This window comes from Streptomyces sp. NPDC033131 (assembly GCF_055578365.1).
Genome location: NZ_JBVIPA010000035.1, coordinates 38,949 through 55,049, shown reverse-complemented (window position 1 = coordinate 55,049; position 16,101 = coordinate 38,949). Strand labels below are relative to the sequence as shown.

Annotated in this window: 17 protein-coding genes and 2 pseudogenes; 6 read left to right on the top strand and 13 right to left on the bottom strand. The window is 67.2% G+C overall.

All coding sequences use genetic code 11. The annotated features are described in order from the left end of the window. Positions 1-46 precede the first annotated feature (46 nt). Positions 47-298 carry a DUF4982 domain-containing protein gene (locus tag ACZ5XS_RS34065; protein ID WP_468657904.1) on the bottom strand — a complete coding sequence of 84 codons (252 nt, stop codon included), beginning with the start codon at positions 296-298 and terminating at the stop codon, positions 47-49. Positions 299-406: 108 nt separating this feature from the next. Between ACZ5XS_RS34065 and ACZ5XS_RS34060 the strand changes: the two genes are divergently transcribed. Both ACZ5XS_RS34060 and ACZ5XS_RS34055 read left to right on the top strand, forming a co-directional pair. Then, positions 407-571 (top strand): hypothetical protein, encoded by a 165-nt coding sequence (locus tag ACZ5XS_RS34060; protein ID WP_468657902.1) that lies wholly within the window; start codon positions 407-409, stop codon positions 569-571. Between the two features lie 135 nt (positions 572-706). After that, complete coding sequence (locus ACZ5XS_RS34055) at positions 707-1,330, top strand: TetR/AcrR family transcriptional regulator (RefSeq protein ID WP_468657900.1); 624 nt, start codon at positions 707-709, stop codon at positions 1,328-1,330. A gap of 130 nt (positions 1,331-1,460) precedes the next feature. Here ACZ5XS_RS34055 and ACZ5XS_RS34050 read toward each other — a convergent pair. Then, positions 1,461-1,949 (bottom strand): annotated as a pseudogene (locus tag ACZ5XS_RS34050) (transposase); the annotation flags it as partial. A 51-nt stretch (positions 1,950-2,000) separates the two neighbouring features. On the opposite strand from ACZ5XS_RS34050, the gene ACZ5XS_RS34045 reads away from it, so the two are divergent. Next, positions 2,001-3,773, top strand: coding sequence for a family 43 glycosylhydrolase (locus ACZ5XS_RS34045; RefSeq protein WP_468657898.1), 1,773 nt, complete (start codon positions 2,001-2,003; stop codon positions 3,771-3,773). Between the two features lie 121 nt (positions 3,774-3,894). Here the strand turns inward: ACZ5XS_RS34045 and ACZ5XS_RS34040 are convergent, their stop codons facing one another. Next, positions 3,895-4,089: a hypothetical protein gene (locus ACZ5XS_RS34040; RefSeq protein ID WP_468657896.1), complete on the bottom strand. Its 195-nt coding sequence runs from the start codon at positions 4,087-4,089 to the stop codon at positions 3,895-3,897. 212 nt (positions 4,090-4,301) lie between these two features. Here ACZ5XS_RS34040 and ACZ5XS_RS34035 point away from each other — a divergent pair, with 212 nt between their 5' ends. Continuing rightward, a complete protein-coding gene (locus tag ACZ5XS_RS34035) occupies positions 4,302-4,442 on the top strand; it encodes a hypothetical protein (RefSeq protein ID WP_468657894.1) in 141 nt (46 codons plus the stop codon). Positions 4,443-4,479: 37 nt separating this feature from the next. Here ACZ5XS_RS34035 and ACZ5XS_RS34030 read toward each other — a convergent pair whose 3' ends face one another. From ACZ5XS_RS34030 to ACZ5XS_RS34015, 4 genes are all read right to left on the bottom strand, one after another. Continuing rightward, positions 4,480-4,728 carry a DUF6207 family protein gene (locus tag ACZ5XS_RS34030; RefSeq protein ID WP_468657892.1) on the bottom strand — a complete coding sequence of 83 codons (249 nt, stop codon included), beginning with the start codon at positions 4,726-4,728 and terminating at the stop codon, positions 4,480-4,482. Positions 4,729-4,821: 93 nt separating this feature from the next. Then, the gene (locus tag ACZ5XS_RS34025; protein ID WP_468657890.1) at positions 4,822-5,397 is read right to left on the bottom strand and encodes a GNAT family N-acetyltransferase; all 576 of its coding nucleotides are present in this window, start codon (positions 5,395-5,397) and stop codon (positions 4,822-4,824) included. A gap of 433 nt (positions 5,398-5,830) precedes the next feature. After that, on the bottom strand, positions 5,831-6,403 hold the full coding sequence (locus ACZ5XS_RS34020) for an SMI1/KNR4 family protein (RefSeq protein WP_468657888.1): 573 nt from the start codon (positions 6,401-6,403) through the stop codon (positions 5,831-5,833). Positions 6,404-6,562: 159 nt separating this feature from the next. Continuing rightward, on the bottom strand, positions 6,563-6,796 hold the full coding sequence (locus ACZ5XS_RS34015; protein WP_468657886.1) for a hypothetical protein: 234 nt from the start codon (positions 6,794-6,796) through the stop codon (positions 6,563-6,565). 579 nt (positions 6,797-7,375) lie between these two features. Between ACZ5XS_RS34015 and ACZ5XS_RS34010 the strand changes: the two genes are divergently transcribed. Beyond that, positions 7,376-7,561, top strand: a complete 186-nt coding sequence (locus ACZ5XS_RS34010; RefSeq protein ID WP_468657885.1) for a hypothetical protein — start codon at positions 7,376-7,378, stop codon at positions 7,559-7,561. A 91-nt stretch (positions 7,562-7,652) separates the two neighbouring features. Here ACZ5XS_RS34010 and ACZ5XS_RS34005 read toward each other — a convergent pair whose 3' ends face one another. From ACZ5XS_RS34005 to ACZ5XS_RS33995, 3 genes are all read right to left on the bottom strand, one after another. After that, positions 7,653-8,222, bottom strand: coding sequence for a DUF6328 family protein (locus tag ACZ5XS_RS34005; protein ID WP_468657883.1), 570 nt, complete (start codon positions 8,220-8,222; stop codon positions 7,653-7,655). An 836-nt stretch (positions 8,223-9,058) separates the two neighbouring features. Further along, positions 9,059-10,486, bottom strand: a complete 1,428-nt coding sequence (locus ACZ5XS_RS34000; RefSeq protein ID WP_468657881.1) for an FAD-dependent oxidoreductase — start codon at positions 10,484-10,486, stop codon at positions 9,059-9,061. A gap of 523 nt (positions 10,487-11,009) precedes the next feature. Then, positions 11,010-11,273 carry a hypothetical protein gene (locus ACZ5XS_RS33995; RefSeq protein ID WP_468657879.1) on the bottom strand — a complete coding sequence of 88 codons (264 nt, stop codon included), beginning with the start codon at positions 11,271-11,273 and terminating at the stop codon, positions 11,010-11,012. Positions 11,274-11,440: 167 nt separating this feature from the next. Here ACZ5XS_RS33995 and ACZ5XS_RS33990 point away from each other — a divergent pair. Next, positions 11,441-11,627, top strand: a pseudogene (locus tag ACZ5XS_RS33990) (response regulator transcription factor); the annotation flags it as partial. 118 nt (positions 11,628-11,745) lie between these two features. Here ACZ5XS_RS33990 and ACZ5XS_RS33985 read toward each other — a convergent pair. The 3 genes from ACZ5XS_RS33985 to ACZ5XS_RS33975 form a co-directional block, all read right to left on the bottom strand. Beyond that, positions 11,746-12,414, bottom strand: a complete 669-nt coding sequence (locus tag ACZ5XS_RS33985; protein ID WP_468657877.1) for a response regulator transcription factor — start codon at positions 12,412-12,414, stop codon at positions 11,746-11,748. Next, positions 12,411-13,616, bottom strand: coding sequence for a sensor histidine kinase (locus tag ACZ5XS_RS33980; protein ID WP_468657875.1), 1,206 nt, complete (start codon positions 13,614-13,616; stop codon positions 12,411-12,413). The genes ACZ5XS_RS33985 and ACZ5XS_RS33980 overlap by 4 nt, the downstream gene beginning before the upstream one ends. Before the next feature lie 237 nt (positions 13,617-13,853). Beyond that, a complete protein-coding gene (locus tag ACZ5XS_RS33975) occupies positions 13,854-16,094 on the bottom strand; it encodes an MMPL family transporter (RefSeq protein WP_468657873.1) in 2,241 nt (746 codons plus the stop codon). Between the last annotated feature and the right edge of the window lie 7 nt (positions 16,095-16,101).

Below are 16,101 nucleotides of genomic sequence, written 5' to 3'. Positions count from 1 at the left end.
GAGGTTCACCATCCGGTCGGCGGCAGCATGGAGGGTGCCGTCCGCGTCAGTCAGGGCGAGGGGGACATGGACGAGGTCGCCCGCCGTCCGCGGTGGCCGTCGGCCGGTCGGCCTCGGCGCGCAACCGGACCGGACCGGTGGCGGATCGCAACGAGATGCGGCCGACCGGTTCGCCGCCGCGGTAGGCGATGGCTTCCAGTTCGCCCGGCTGGTAGGCGGTCTCGAAGGCGGTGCGGAAGCGGTGCCCCTCACCCTTGGGGCGGGCCTGCCAGTTGTCGTTGAATGCGGAGCGGAGCACGGGATCCTCTTTGTTCGACCATCCGACGCCGGTCTATTCGCCACCGCGTCGACGGGGGTTGAGAGGGCCCCTGGCCGACAGCGGCGCGCCCTCGTCGTAACGGTGGTCGTGAGCGGCGGCCTCGCCGCCGGGCTGGACGCCGAGCGTGCGTTCTTCGCCAGCTCCCGGTTGCTGCTGGTGTTGTCGCCCTCCACCCGTTGGCTCGCCGTGTCGCACCCCCAAAAGGAGTTCGGGCTGGATCGTGGTGACAAGGTCTCCATGGGACGGGTATGACCGGACGCCTGGGGGCACACGCGGGTTGCGACGTCGGTACCGGATGGATGCGCCAACCGTAGCCGCGCCTACGCCTAAAAGAGAAGTGTGATTCTAAATTGAGACAGGTGCTGGGATCGGCCCTATGCTCGACCTGTGACAAAGCAGACGAAGGCAGCGAGCATCGGGGCCCGCGGCCCCCGGGGGGCCTACGCGAAGACCGCCGAGGTGCGGCAGAAGATCCTCGACGCCTGCATCGAGGCGTTCGGGGCCGGAGGATTCCACGGCGCCACCATGAAAGAGATCGCAGAGCGAGCCGGCATCAGCCAGACCGGACTGCTGCACCACTTCGACAGCAAGGCGGAACTGCTGGTCGAGGTGCTCGCCGCACACGAACGGGAGACGGCCGCGATCGTCCGGGAAGCCGACGACCTGGACGTACTGCAGACTCAACTGCGGGTCGCGCACGCCAATGAGACCCGACCAGGGCTGATTCAGCTGCACAGCATCATCTCGAGTGAGGCCACGGTCAGCGAGCATCCCGCGCACGAGTTGTACCGGGCCCGCTACGACAACCTGCGCCTCCACCTGACCCGGATCTTTGCAGAGTTGCGCGGTCGCGGACGCCTGAAGGTGGACACGAAGCCGGACGTCCTCGCGAACCTGCTCGTCGCCGTCTTCGATGGACTCCAGATCCAGTGGCTGTACAACCCAGGCGCGGTGGACATATCGACAGGCATCGAGGCCTTCCTCGCAGGGGTGGTTGACGACGTGGCCTGAGAGCTTCCACCCGACGTGAGCCGTGTGCTAGCGTCCAAAACGATCTCGAAATACGAAGCTAACTCAAGGATTGAGGCGGTCGGTTCGCCGATCAGACACGCGCAGTCAGGGAGAATCTGAATCGATCGTGTCAACCCACCTGCGTGGCCGGCGGGGCGGAGGTGAACCGCCTCGTGTCACGCACCATTGCCCAGAGCACTTTCGCGCGGCAACGGGCGAGCGAGACGATCGCCCGGGTGCGGATCATCCCGTCGGCTCGCTTCTTGAGGTACTACTGCGCGGACCTGTAGAACAGCCGGCGCAGACGGTGGTTGTAGCGTTCGGGCCGGTGATGGTTGCCGGTGGAGCGACCGGAGTCGCGGGGCACGGGGAGCAAAACCGCGTGCGAGGCCAGGCAGCCGGCATCACGGTAGCCGGACAGATCGCCGACGACGGTGACGAACTCGGCGCCCAGAATGGGGCCCATGACGAGCACCGACTCGATGATCTCGGCTCGGTCATCCGTGCGGAGAGTGTCGCGGATCTCTCGGTCGTTGTCCTTGATCCGTTCATCCAGCGCCAGGAGCAGGTGGGCCGGGTCGAGTACCAGCTTCTGGGCACGGTCCTCCCGAGACACAACTGAGCAGCCCGGCAGCCGAGTTGAAGAAACCGACCGACAGGACGATGCCCGATGGCCTCTGCTGAACGCGTGATCTGTAATCCGCTCGACCTTGCCTACCGGTACCAGGACATCCGTTTCTCTGGCACGGTCAATGGCATGAAGCTCGGTGAGCCGCGGCGAAGCGTGCATCGGGAGGCAGCGGATCCGTCCATCGTGTTGTACCGGGGCCGCTACTACATGTTCGTGTCGATGTCCGGAGGGTTCTGGCACTCTGAGGACCTCGTGCGGTGGGAGTACCGCGCGACATCCAAGCTGCCGGCCCTTGACTACGCGCCGGATGTCCGGGAGATCGACGGAGCGCTCTACATCAGCGCGTCCCGCAAGGAGGACAACTGTCCTTTCTTCCGGAGCACCGATCCCTTGTCTGATGACTTCGTCGAGGTCACGCCCGGTACTTTTCCCTTCTGGGATCCGAACCTGTTCCAGGACACCGACAACTCCGTGTACCTCTACTGGGGATGTGACAACAAGACGCCCCTCTACGGAGTCCGGCTCTCGGACACCTTCAGCCCGATCGGCGACCCGTCGCCTCTGATCAGGTCCGATGTCTCTGCTCACGGCTGGGAGCAACTCGGCGAGGACTATGTTGTCGTACCACCACAGACGGAGCGGGAGAAACGCGTCGCCCTGGTCGTGGGTACTGACCCGTACATCGAAGGTCCGTGGATGACCGAGCATGAAGGGACGTATTATCTGCAGTATGCAGCGCCCGGCACACAGCTGAACACTTATGCCGACGGGTATTACACGGCCACCTCCCCCCTGGGGCCCTTTGAATACTCGCTTGACAGCCCTTTCTCCTCCAAACCGGGAGGGTTCATCACCGGAGCAGGACACGGCAGCACTTTCCAGGATCGTCATGGAAACTGGTGGCATGCGGCGACCATGCGCATCTCGGTGAATGACGTGTTCGAGCGACGCATCGGCATTTTCCCTGCAGGCTTCGACGACGACGGTGTGCTGTTCTGCAACCAGAACTTTGCTGACTTCCCGTTGGTGGTCCCGGACGGACCGTTCGATCCGTGGACGCCTCCCGCCTGGATGCTGCTCTCGTACAAGGCGGATGTCGTCGCTTCGTCCTCGGCGTCCGGTCACGACCCGGCGTCGGCCGTTGACGAAAACGTCCGCACTTGGTGGGCGGCCGCCAGCCGCGAACCTGGCGAGTCTCTGACCGTCGACCTGCGCGTGTGCAAGACCGTGCACTCCTTGCAGATCAATCTGGCAGATCATGAGTTGAGCGGCGTCGCACCCCAGGCTTCCGAAGGAGCCGACATGGGTCATTCTTGGCGAGGCATATTTCCAAGCCATCAGCCGGCGGAGATCGTGGTCGAGATCTCGAAGGACGGTCAGGAGTGGACCGTCGTGCGGGACTCCCGGAGCGCGGGTGGCGACGCTCCGCACGCCTTCATCGTCCTTGACGCGCCGCAGCAGACACGGTTCGTTCGGGTGACCAGCGGCCGACTGCCGTTCGATGGTGTCTTCGCCATCAGCGGTGTGCGGGTCTTCGGGGCGGGCGACTGCGACGCTCCGTGCCCAGTCCGCGCTCGGGCCTCCCGTGTGGATGACCGCACCGCCAGGATCGAGTGGGACGCTGTCGCGGGGGCCATCGGCTATAACATTCGCTACGGCCGACACCCGGAAAAGCTTTATCACAGCTGGCTGGTGTACGAGCGAACGGCACTCGACTTGCGGTCACTGAACGCGGGCGCGGAGTATTGGGTCGCCGTAGACGCGTTCGGCGAATCCGGTATCGCATCGGGCGAGAGTGTGTCTGTGAAATAGGTCGAAAAAGCCGGCCCCGCCCTGAATACCGAAATGAGCACCGGCGCAGGCATGTTCCGTGCCTAACGAGCTCGTGCATGGTTGGCGGTGAGACATCGAGGACTTCGGTGGGGCCCGGGGTTCACATCTGCTGAGCCGATGTCAGGTCCGCGGTCTGCTGGTGGGACAGCAGGCCGGCGATGGCTTGCACCGTGTCGCTCATGTGCTCGCGGCGGCCGAGGTGGCGAGCCAGTGCCCGCCGGTTCTTGAGATGTGCAATGCCGTGCTCGACCCGGATACGGCGTGAGGAATGTGCCTTGCGCTGGCGCTCGTACATCTCCTCGTACCAGTCCGGGCATTCTTCTTGAACTTGCGGTGCGGTGGTGTCACTACACGTCCGCCGGTCTGGGCGCCGAGCCCCTGGTAACCGGCATCGGCAAGGATCTCGACCGCGGGCCCACCAGCCAGGAGCCCGACCAGCCCCAACTGGCGTGCGCGGGTGATGCAAGCGTGCTTTTCTCTGAACGTGGCGAAGGCACGGAAGCCGAAGTGCACGACCTGCCGGCGAAGAAGACCACGAAGAAGAAGCCGGCCGCGAAGCAGCAGCTGGCCAAGAAGGCCGCTGCGAAGAAGGCCACCAAGAAGACGGCGGCGAAGAAGACGTCGGGACGCCGACCGCGCAGCGCCTGACCACAGCGGCCGCGCTGTGGCCCGGATCGAGGACCGCTCACCTGGTCCATGGCCGCTGGGCAGCTGCTTCGCCGATTTTACGAGTCGGGCTCCTGGCGCAGGTCCAGGTGCAGCGTAGTCGCGCGACCGGCTCTGCGGGCTCCCGGGTCGTGCGGTCCGCCGCCGCGATGGCCCACCACGCGGCGAGCAGCTCCTCGACCGCGAACGCGGATGCGTCATCGGCAGCGGCGACCTCCACCACGGCCAGCCCCGGAACTGCCACATGTGCTTCGCTGATCGGCCTCATGGACGGCCTTACGTGCCGGCGGCGGCAGAAGTTCTCTGATCTTGACGCCTTCACCCGACCGAGTGCGCCCCGGGCCTGGTTACTGACCTGTTTCTAATAGCGGGATGGAGTCGGCACAGCCGACGGCCGCCACTCCCGCTTGATCAACCCGAACACCCACGAGTCGGATACCTCGCCGTTCACCACACAGTCTTCCCGCAACGTCCCTTCACGCACGAATCCGATCTTCTCCAGGACCCGGGCAGATGCCACGTTGCGCGTATCGGTCTCGGCCTGAACTCGATTCAGGTCCAGTGCGTCGAATGCCCACCGCAGCACGGCGTGCGCGGCCTCCGTCGCGAAGCCGTGGCCCCACACCGCATCGTCGAGGACGTATCCCAACGACGCGCTGCGGTAGTCCGGGTTCCATCCGGTCAGGCCGCACCAGCCGACGAAGGCCCCGTCAGAAGCACGATCGATGGCCACCCGTGCCCCGGTGCCTTCGTCGGCCATCTTCCGACACATCGCGATGAAGCGCTCGGCGCGGGCCCGTTCCGTCCACGGCGGGGAGTCCCAGTAGCGCATCACGTAGGTGCTGCTGTGCAGCGCGAAGAGGGAGTCCGCGTCGGCGTCGGTGAAAGGCCGCAGCCGCAGTCGAGCGGTGTGTAGTACGGGGGTGGCCAGAGTCATGCGCACCATGCTGCGACCTCACGGGCGGGCAGAACACCGATTATCCGATCCCGGTCCGGTCCTCACGGCCAAGGCACCGCCTACCAGCATGCACGCCTGCGACCAACACCCGGACCAGATCCGGGGTCACGCACCACTGGCACAGCGGGCTGCCTCCGCTGCCGTACTTGTGTGTTGAGCGCTGGCATCCGGAGCAGGGGCCGACCAGGCCGCCGGGGCAGGTCAGGCGGAGGGGTCCGGTTCCGTGATCGGGGGAGCGGGAGTGGTGGTTACGAGGTGGTCCTGTTCTGGGTGACCGGTGGGGGTCGATCAGCCCGCCCAGCCGATGTCACGGACCTCGATCGCCCAGGCATTGCGCGTACCTCATACAACCGGCCTGTCGCAGCAACTACCCTCGCCAGCTATGACATCACGCCAATAAAGTCAGTAGAGGTCAGTCGACGGGGTCTTCGGTCCATACGAGCGTCCCGGGAAAATCCGGGTCCCTGTCGGTTACTTCCCACTCGTCGTCGCCCGGCAGTATCGCGATCCAAGGAGGCGGCGAGGCCAGCAGGTTCCCGACGAAGTCCAGGGCACTGGTGAAGGAGCGCCAGAGGGGATCTCGTTCCCAGGCGAAGCCCTGCTGGATGTCCCACTCGCCAATACGGCCTGTCCTGATGTCGACCAGGAGTTGGATAACGCTCAACGTTGCGAATGGGACGAGGAAGGGCTTGTCTCCTTCTGCCAGGTTTGAGTCATCAGGTGCCGCGTACTTCAACCAGGTCGCACGCTTCTCGAGGATGTCCTCGACGCTCAGTAGCGTGAACCCGGGCGGGAGAATCACGGTCAGGCCTGACCCGTTGTGACGTAGCAGTGAGCGTTCGACATCATCCGGCAGCTGCCCTCCGAGAGACTCGTACAAGGCCTCCAGGTCTGCGCGAGTACACGGAGCCGGCAATGGGTCTTCCTCCGGCGCATGCTGGGCTATCCAGCGCTCGATCTTGCCCCACGACTCCTCTACACTCACGCGCCCTCCTCCACCCGGCCGGAGGCCAAGGATCCCACTCATCAACGGCGAGGACACCCACTGGAATTCAAGGATGGTTTCTCAGGGCAGCGACGGTACGGCGGCACGCCTGCTCGGTGTCGCCGTCGTGGTGGAAGCAGACGGCGGCGTCGATGTTCATCAGCCGATGTCACGGACCTCGAGCACACCGGCGTGTGGCAGGCACTGGATCCAGCAGCGCTGTCCGAACGGCTCCCGGATCTCCTCCACGGAGCCCGGATCGCGGACATTGGGCCAGGCCCTCGGATCCATCCGCGGGACCTCCACGAGTGCCATCACCTCCTGGCGGGCCTGGTCGTCCGGCAGCTGCGCCATGACCTCCACCGCGAACTCGTCCACTACGCCGTACCGCATCCCGCATCCCGCATACCCCGGGTGCGATCGACTCGGGCAGCAGCGTACGAAAGAACGGCCGACCGCCTTCGAGCTGGCAGCGCGTCGACGTCGGCGCACCGGGAGAGCGCGACGTCGACGGTCCCGGTCCTCGAGGCCCAGCACGTCTTCGGGGACAAACGGGCGTCGGCCCGCCCTCCTGGCTGTCCACTACGCCGTCGACGACACCCCCGCCTACTGGGCGGAGCTGTCGACCCTGCGTCGACCAGCCGGTCCTGTCCGACGACCCGGCCCTCCAGCACGACCTCGAGCTACCGGACTACTGCCGGCAGGACCTCACCGGGACGCTGGAGAAGGCGGCGGCCGCCGGCACCGACCGCATCGCCGTACGGCAGCAGTACATGGACCGGGCGATCCCTGAGTTCGTGGGCATCCCGGCCCTGGCCGTGACCTGCTGGAGCGCCGCCCACTCCGACCTGCACTGGGCAGACGTCACTGCGCCGCTGAGAATTCTCGACTGGAAGGGCTGGGGACGTGCTCCGGAAGGGTTCGACGCTGCCACGCGCTACGCCTGCACGCTGCTCCAAGAGGACACCGCCTGTGAGCGCCCACCTGCGCCAGACCGCGGCCCGCGGCGACAACCTCACCCCAAAGACCAGCTCCGGCACAGGTCCGACGAACTCCGCCGCCGCTGACTTCAGCAACTGTGCCGGGCTGAACGTCCTGCTGGCAGCCCGCGGCCACAGTCGCGATGTCGGCGTGCGCTTCTGGGGTCCGGCCGGGTGAGTCCTGCTGTCGAGCGCTTGCTCCAGCTGACCGGTACGCGCCGTTGTCCGCGTCAGTTCACGACGTCGTGCCCGTCCCACGCCCAGGCGCGCTATGCCACACCGGTGCGGGAGCGCCGAGCGGCGCGGCGTCGCAGGTACAGCGGTAGCGCGTACCAGCAGAGGCCGAACCACAGCATGACGGCGCTGGCGAGTACCTCTGCGAGGACGCCGGGAATCACCACACGCAGGATCAGCAGGAGAGTTCCGCCGATGGTCAGCGCGAGGAGGACCATGCCGCACATCATCAAGCGGCCGGCGGTCTCCACCAACTCGTCCTTCATGCGCTGGCCGGACAGGAAGCGATGGATGGAGACGGGTGCTATGAGCGCTCCCGTGGCCGCTCCGCCGAGCACCACTGTGGTGACGTAGATGACGCGGTCGAACGTTGCCAACTCCCGGAACAATGGGGTGAAGGCCACACTGAGCAGGAACCCGAAGAGGATCTGCACACCCGTCTGGGTGACCCGCGTCTCCTGCAGGATCTCGTTCCAACGGCGGTTGACCCGCTCACGCGCTGTCTCCGGCGCTTCAGTACCGCCTTTCGGGCTGCGGCTGTCGTGGCGCGCGCAGCAGGCGGTGTCCTCCCCCGCCGGCTCGACCGGCTGCTCCGTCATGGTCATGGCATCCTCCAAGGTCCAGGCAAACCGGCTGCCCCGTCGGGGCCTCTTCGATGCACGTCCGGTGCAGGGAAGGGACGGTCCCTCGGCCCGTAGGCGGACGACAACCGGAGGGACGACTTCGGGCGTCAGGAGACGGACGACGCGGCATCGCCGTCGCTGTTACGGCCTACCCCGACCGCGGCGAAGAGCGCCGCACACGAGAAGACTGCCGCCTCCCCGAGCCCTGTACGAGTTCTCATCGATGTTCTGCCTCCCAGTACGGGAGCCCGAGAGGAAGCAGGCGAGCAGCTCACGCGAACACATGACCCAGCGCAGCGCGATCGGCCCCTGTCGGACGCCAGGCGATGACTGGCACTTCGCGTCTTGACCGCCGAACGCAATGCGGGAGGGCCGGTCCTCGAACGCCGCCCACGCTCCCCGTGCGGGCCCACTCCCGTCGTCGTGCGGCTACTGGCAGTTCACCTCTGAAGTCGCGGTACGGCGAGCCGGTTCGTCCTCCGACGGCACGACGGACCAGACGCAGCTGAGTGACGCCGGCTTGGTACCACGAGGGCGGTCTCGGTCACGGTCATCGTGTTGCCAGCCTTCAGCCGTACGACGGTCGGATCGGACACGGTCCTGGAGGGCCGGTGCTCGCGCATATCGGGCGACCCGGATGCGAGTTGTACGCCGTACGAGATGGGGAACCACACACGCGTGCGTCCGGCCTGCGGCAACGTGATCAGTCGACCAGCCCCTCAGCGCACAGTCTGGCCGAGGCAGAGTGACCACGGACATGGCCGTCATCGCACCCGCCCCCGTCGCCTCGGTGAATCCGGTAATCGAGGTGTCTTGGCTCAGTCGCGCGAGGCGCCGACGGCGGCCAGGAGTTCGGGGCGTGAGGGGCCGGGAGCGTGGTACCGCGGCTGATTGCCGCCGAGGGTCATGATTTTTTCGGTCAGGCCGGGGGCGGCCAGTACCTCTTGGGCCGGGAGTTGGAGCATCGCCAGGTCGGCCAACGCGCGGAGCGCGTCCGGATCGCGGAGCTTGGCCGCGTCAAGGGCTTTGCCGATCACCCAGCTCGGGTCCGCTGTCTCGTACGGTTCGCCGGTGATGTCCCCGTCGATCTCCGCCAGCCGGTGGCGGCTCCAGCTTGTGATGCTCCGGTAGATGGGTGTCAGGCGAGCCTCGGTGAGCTCGTCGAACCGGAGCACCAACTTCTCGGCGTCGGCGGGGCCGACCTCACGCAGTGTGTCGCGCAGCGCCTGGGCGTGCAGTACCCCCGTGCTGAGGCCCGCTCCGCGCGCCGGGTTGCTGGTCGCCCAGGCATCCCCGACCGCCACGAAGCCGGTGACCACCGGCCGACCCTCGATGACGTGGCGGCGGTACTCGCCTTGGGTGCCCGCCATCGCTCGCACACCGCCCACCGGCTCATGGGCCGCCCACTCGGCGACATCGGGGAAGAGCGCGACCGCCCGCTGCCAGGTGTCGGTGTCGTGCAGGGCCCGCAACTGCCGGTCCCGGGAGGAGACATAGAGTCCCACAGCCCAGATGTCGTTGTCGCAGGCGAACTTGCCGACCGTCAGCCCTTCGTGATGTTCCAGCACCCAGCCCTGGTACGCCGGCCGGTTGTTCTGGGGCACCCGGAAGTAGCGGGAGTAGTAGACGAATCCGTTCGGCTCGCTCTCCACGACGGGCGCGCGGTCTGCGATGGCGTCCAGCATCTGTGGGACGGCGGAGTTCCGGCCGCTCGCGTCGACCACTAAGTCCGCGTGGAGCACCTGACCGTTGGCGGTCACCACCCCGCCCACCCGCGGAATCGCGCTCTGCGTCGCCGAGGCGGTGACCAGCGCGGTGACGTGCACGCCCCGCAAGACGGTGACACCCTGCGTCCGGGACGCAACGCGCGCGATCGCCGCCTCCAACACCGGGCGGCGGGCCGCCATGCTGTCGAAGCGCTCATCCCCGGGGCGGGCCCCGGCAGCCTCCGCCGGCAAGTCCGCGAACTGGATCAGGTTGATCCGGGTGCCGCCGAGGGTCTCCAGTTCGCAGACCGTCTCCGGGAGTTCATGCTCCATCTCCATCCGCCAGCGAGGCATGACCATGTGGAGCATGCGGAACTGCTTCACCCCACGCCGCTCCCACCCCTCCCACAGCCCGGCGGCGTCGCCGTGCGGCTCGTCGGGGTTCCGCTCCACCACGGTGACGCGGTAGCCGTCGGCGGCGAGCAGCATCGCGGTCGTGAGCCCGGTGGGACCGGCGCCGAGGACCAGCACTTGAGTCATGGTCGTTCTCCTGAAAGGCGAAACAGATGCGATCCAGACTCACGCGGCCGCACCGATGAGAGCCAGGCCATTCCCTGTCCAACAACTGCTCCAATGCCGGGTGAAACGCCCCTGGCGTGGGTCAAGGACTCTAGCCGCACGCTTTCGCGAAGGTAGGTGTCCGAGGCTTGGTCACATGCGCGAAGAATTGCCTCTGAACTGAGGCGATGAGCTTCGCCGGAGGTCCTGTTCGTCGCCGAGGGATGAGCGCCTCCGGATGAAGCAGCGCAGGCGGTCGTACCCGCCGGTCCGTGTCGAGAGCGGCGGCCGCGCCCGTGGCTTTGCAGGCCGGGGCGGTGCTGTTGATGGATTCGACGCGCTCGCCGAACGGTAAAGCGGCGACAGCCGACTCCCGCCCCCTCTCCATTCATCACCCGAGGGGCACCGGGGCCCACAGCCGGCAATCACGCTGCTGCGGCGCGGTCCGCGCCGAAGCGGGTACCGTCGGGGGCAGACGGTACCCGCGCCTGGTGCCCGACGGTCGCTATCCGACCTGGGTGCTGCCTTGGCAGGCCAGGACGTCCGGCCGCCGGCCGCTTGCAGCGAACAGGTAGTCGCGAGACGTCTCGATCAGGCCGTGAATCCTGCCCAGATCCTGGCCGACAAGTTCGCCGCGGAACTTGCGGACCTGCCCGGCCACGAAAACGGTGTCGACATTTGCTGGATGAGCGAATGCGGTGATGGTGGCCAACGCATTCGACAATGGTGCGGTGTTGACGTCGGTGGTACGGATCAGCAACCGCACCATCCCAGGAGGGCCGGTCGGCAGCGCACTCCGCTCACACCGAGCGCCGGACCAAGTCGCAAGGTGGAAGCACCACGAATGAGCCGTCGGCGACCGCCCCGACCCGGCCGTAATGATGGTGGTCACCCTGAACCGCTCCGGGTCTGATGGAGGCTCCGGAGCGGTTCACCCTCAGGGCCCTCACCGCTCGTGAGAGGCAGGTCATCCCGCTCATAGCCAGCGGGGAAGACCAACACGGAGATCGCTTCCGGCCTCGCCGTGAGCCCGTTGACCGTACGTACCCATGTCAACCGCGCTCGGACGAAACTCGGCGCACGGAGTCGCACTCAGATCGTCGTTCTTGCCGACCAGCACTGACTGGTCGGATCTGCCGCGGCCCGGTCGAACGGCTTGGCGCCTGGCGAGTATTCCGCCTTTCGCAGCCCACTGCGTCGGGAGCGCGGTGTCGTTGTCCCGCAGGCCTCGCAGTGGACGTTCAGGCTTGGACGAGGCCGCTCTGGTAGGCGATGACGACGAGTTGTGCGCGATCGCGGGCGTGAAGTTTCGTCATGGCGCGCTGGATGTGGCTGCGCACGGTCAGCGGGCTGAGGAAGAGGTGGTCGGCGATTTCGGCGTTGGACTTTCCGAGGGCGGCCAGTGCCATCATCTCCCGCTCGCGATCGGTGAGGACGGTTAAGCCCTCCGGGGAGACGAGCCGGGCCTCGGGTTCCGGAACGGCCAGGAAGCGGGTGACCAGGGCGCGGGTCGCGATAGGGGAGAGAAGGGCGTCTCCGGCGGCGACGGTACGGATGCCGTCCAGAAGCACGTCGGCGGTGACGTCCTTACCCAGGAAGCCGCTGGCACCGGCCCGTAGAGCTTGGGCGACGTACTCGTCGTTCTCGAAGGTGGTGAGGATCAGGACGCGGGTGTCGGCCAGGTCCGGGTCGGCGCATATCGCCGCGGTGGCCGCAAGACCGTCGGTCCCTGGCATGCGGATGTCCATCAGGACGACATCGGGGCGTTCGGCGCGTGCGTGCTCGACTGCTTCGTCCCCATCGGCGGCCTCGCCGATGACGTTGAGGTCCGAGGTGGAGTCGATCAGAACGCGGAATGTGGCTCGCAGAAGGGCCTGGTCGTCGGCGAGCAGAACGCGGATGGTGCTCATGTGGCCCATTCTCTCTCGGGTTGTTGAGGGGGGAGCGGCAGTGTGCAGGTGACGTCGAAGCCGCCTTCCGGGCGAGGGCCCGCCGAGAAGGTTCCACCGGCGGACTGGGCGCGCTCCCGCATGCCGACCAGACCGAATCCCTGCCCGGCGGCGGAGGCAGTGGCGGTGGCGGCTCCGTCGTTGCTGATGGTCACAGTCAGCCGGTCCGAGGCGTAGACGAGGTGTACGCGAGCCGTTTTGTCGGCGGAGTGCTTGGTGACGTTGGTCAGGGCTTCCTGCACGATCCGGTAGGCGCTGAGGTCCGCCCCGGAGTGCAGGGGGCGCGGGTTCCCCTCGATGTCGGTGGAGACGTCGAGGCCTGCGGTGGTGAAGGCCGTGGTCAGTTCCGCGAGCCGGGCAAGCCCAGGGGCGGGGCTCAGGGGCGTGTCGATGTCGTTGTCCTGGCGAAGGAGCCCCACGGTCGCTTTCATCTCGCGCAACGCGGCCGCGGTGGTCTCGGCGAGATTGTCGAGCATGGCACTCGCCTGGTCGGGGCGGGCCCGCACCAGGTGGGCTGCGGTGCCGGCCTGGGCGTTGGCCAGCGCCAGGTGGTGGGCGACGACGTCGTGGAGTTCCCGGGCGATGCGCATGCGCTCCTGCGCCACCCGGTGGCGGGCCTCTTCCTCGCGGGTCTGCTCGGCGTGTTCGGCTCGGGCGTGCACCGCGTCGATGTAGGCGCGGCGAAGTTGGACTGAACCGCCCAGAACCGCAGGCAGGAGAACCCAGGCGACGGGGTTGACCACGGTGAGCAGGAGTGTTCCGTAGTCGTGCCGTGACGTGAGTAGACCTGTGGCGACCAGCAGGAGCATGGTGAGGGTGGCGTAGATGCGAGTGGTTTTGCGGTCGCTGAAGAGGCCCAGGGAGTACAGGGCGGCGATCAGCGGGGCCTGCGTGAGCGGAGTGAGTACATATCCACGTGCCGCTTCCACCACCGCGCACAAGACGGTCACGGCCACCACCGTGCGGGGGTTGGTCCGGCGCCGGAGCAGGGCTGCGGAGGAGAGCGCGGTCAACGGCACCGTGGGCCAGGTCGCGAGCCGTTCGTCGAGCATGTTGCTGCTGAAGACGCTTCCGGCGGCGGAGAAGGCGAACAGCACCAGGGCCAGCCCGATGTCCGTCCCACGGGGATGGGACTCCATACTGCCCCGCCAGGGAGCACTCATCGTTCTCTCTCTCGTCAAGGGAGGACCACGGGGAGAAGAGGTGGCCCGTGAGGGAGGCGGTGGCCACTCCGAGATCCTGCCGTACAGTCTTGCTCTCCGGCCGCAAGCTGAACGCTCCCGTACCCCGGCATCGAGAAGTCGATGCCGGGGCACGGGCGTTCGAGCCGCGCACATGCCGGCCGGGTGCAACTGGGGGGTGGAGCGGCGTGCAGCCGTCCCAACCCTTCGAGCGGTCGGTTACAAGTGGGTCAGCTGCTTGGTGTCGTGGTCCGGCTGGTCGTTGACGGGCCGGGCCTGGAGGGCTTCGCCTTCCACGTCGACGTTGGGCATTGCCTGGTCGAGCCATCGGGGCAGCCACCATGCCTTGTGGCCGAGCAGGGCGAGCACGGCGGGCACGAGGGCCATCCGGACGACGAAGGCGTCGAGGAGTACCGCGATGGCAAGGCCGAATCCGATGGTCTTGACCATCGACTCCGGTGAGGCGACGAACGCGGAGAACACGGCGATCATGATGAGGGCAGCCGCGACGACGACGCGAGCACTGTGGCGGAATCCGGTGACCACGGCTTGGGCAGGCCTGTCACCGTGGATATAGGCCTCCCGCATGCGGGCGACGAGGAAGACCTCGTAGTCCATGGCGAGCCCGAAGACGATGCCGACGAGGAAAATCGGCATCAGGCTCATGATCGGTCCGGTCTGCTCGATCCCGAGGAACTCGGCGCCCCAGCCCCACTGGAAGACTGCCACGACCGCGCCGAGAGCCGCCAGGACGGAGAGCAGGAAGCCCAGGGCCGCCTTGATGGGGACGAGTACGGAGCGGAAGACCACCAGCAGCAGGACGAAGGCCAGGCCCACGATGACCGCCAGGTAGGGAAGCAGCGCGCTCTGCAGCGCCTGGGCGACGTCGATGTTCATCGCCGTGCTGCCCGTCACCTCGAACGTGGCTCCGGTCGCCGTCTCGGTGGCGGGGCGTTCGTCGCGGATGGTCTGGACGAGGTCCTTCGTAGTCGCTTCGTTCGGGCCGTCAGCGGGTACCGCGGAGAACATCGCGGTGTCACCCGCAACGTTGAACTGCGCGGGGGAGACGGACACGACGCCCTGGGTGCCGCCGATCTCCTTGGTGACGGTGGCGACGGCCGCCTTCGCGTCGGAGGCGCCCTTGGCATCCACCACGATGGTCAGCGGGCCATTGAAGCCGGCCCCGAAGCCGTCGGCGAGTGCGTCGTAGGCGCGGCGTTCGGTGGTCGAGGTGGGCTTGGCCTCGTCACCCGGCATGCCCATCTGCAGATCGGTCACCGGCAGAGCGAGCACACCCAGACCCGCGACACCCGCCAGCAGAACCGGAACAGGGCGCCGCAGCACGAACCGGGCCCAACGGGTCCCACCGTTCTCCTGCGCCACACCATCAGGCTGCTCGCCGCCGCTGTACCTGCCCGTCTTCTTACGCGTGGCGTTCTTGCGCGTGGCGCGCGAGAGGACGGAGTGGGGCCAGAAGCCGAGCAGCGCCGGGACCAGGGTCAGGGCGATGAGGACCGCGACGACGACGGCGCCGGCGGCGGCCAGTCCCATCTTGGTCAGCATGGGAACGCCGATCACCGTGAGGCCGGCGAGTGCGATGACCACCGTCAGCCCGGCGAAGACGACAGCCGATCCGGCGGTTCCAGCAGCCAATGCTGCTGCTTCCTGCGGGGCGTGTCCCTTGGAACGCTCCTCGCGGTAGCGGGAGACGACGAACAGCGCGTAGTCGATTCCGACCGCGAGACCAAGCATCGTGGCCAGGGTGCCGGTCGTCATGGACAGACCGAAGGTGCTGCCCAGGGCCAGGATCGAGGCCAGACTGATGCCGACACCGATGATCGCGGTGAGCAGCGGCAGCCCGGCGGCCGCCAGCGAACCGAAAGTGATCACCAGCACGACCGCGGCGAGGGCGACACCCACACCTTCGGCCATGCCACCTGCGGCAGGCTGGGTCGCCAGAGCGGTGCCGCCGAGCTCGACGGTCAGGCCCTTGTCCTTAGCGACGTCGATGGCACTTTCCAGCGTCTTCTTGGTGGCATCGGTCAGGTCAGCGGCCTGGACCTTGTAAGTGACGGTCGCGTAAGCGGTCGAGGCGTCCTCGCTCACCGCCTTCGCCTTGAACGGGCTCACCGCACTGTCGATCTGGGAGCCTGTGCCGACCTCGTCGACCAGTTCCTCGACGGCGGCCCGGTTCTCGGCCGCAGTGATCTTCTGGCCGTCAGGTGCCACGAAGACGATCCGGGCGTTGGCGCCCTCGGAGTCGGATCCGGGGAAGCGCTGCTCCATGAGGTCGAAGGCCCTCTGCGCCTCGATCCCGGGCATGAACGAGCCCTCGTCTTTGGCAGCGGGCGCCGTAGCCGCCGCGGCGCCGACGGCCACGAGGACGGCCGCCCACACCAGGAGCACGGTCCAGCGCCGTCGGAAGGCCATGCAGCCTAGGCGATAGAGGATGGTAGCCACGAGTCAG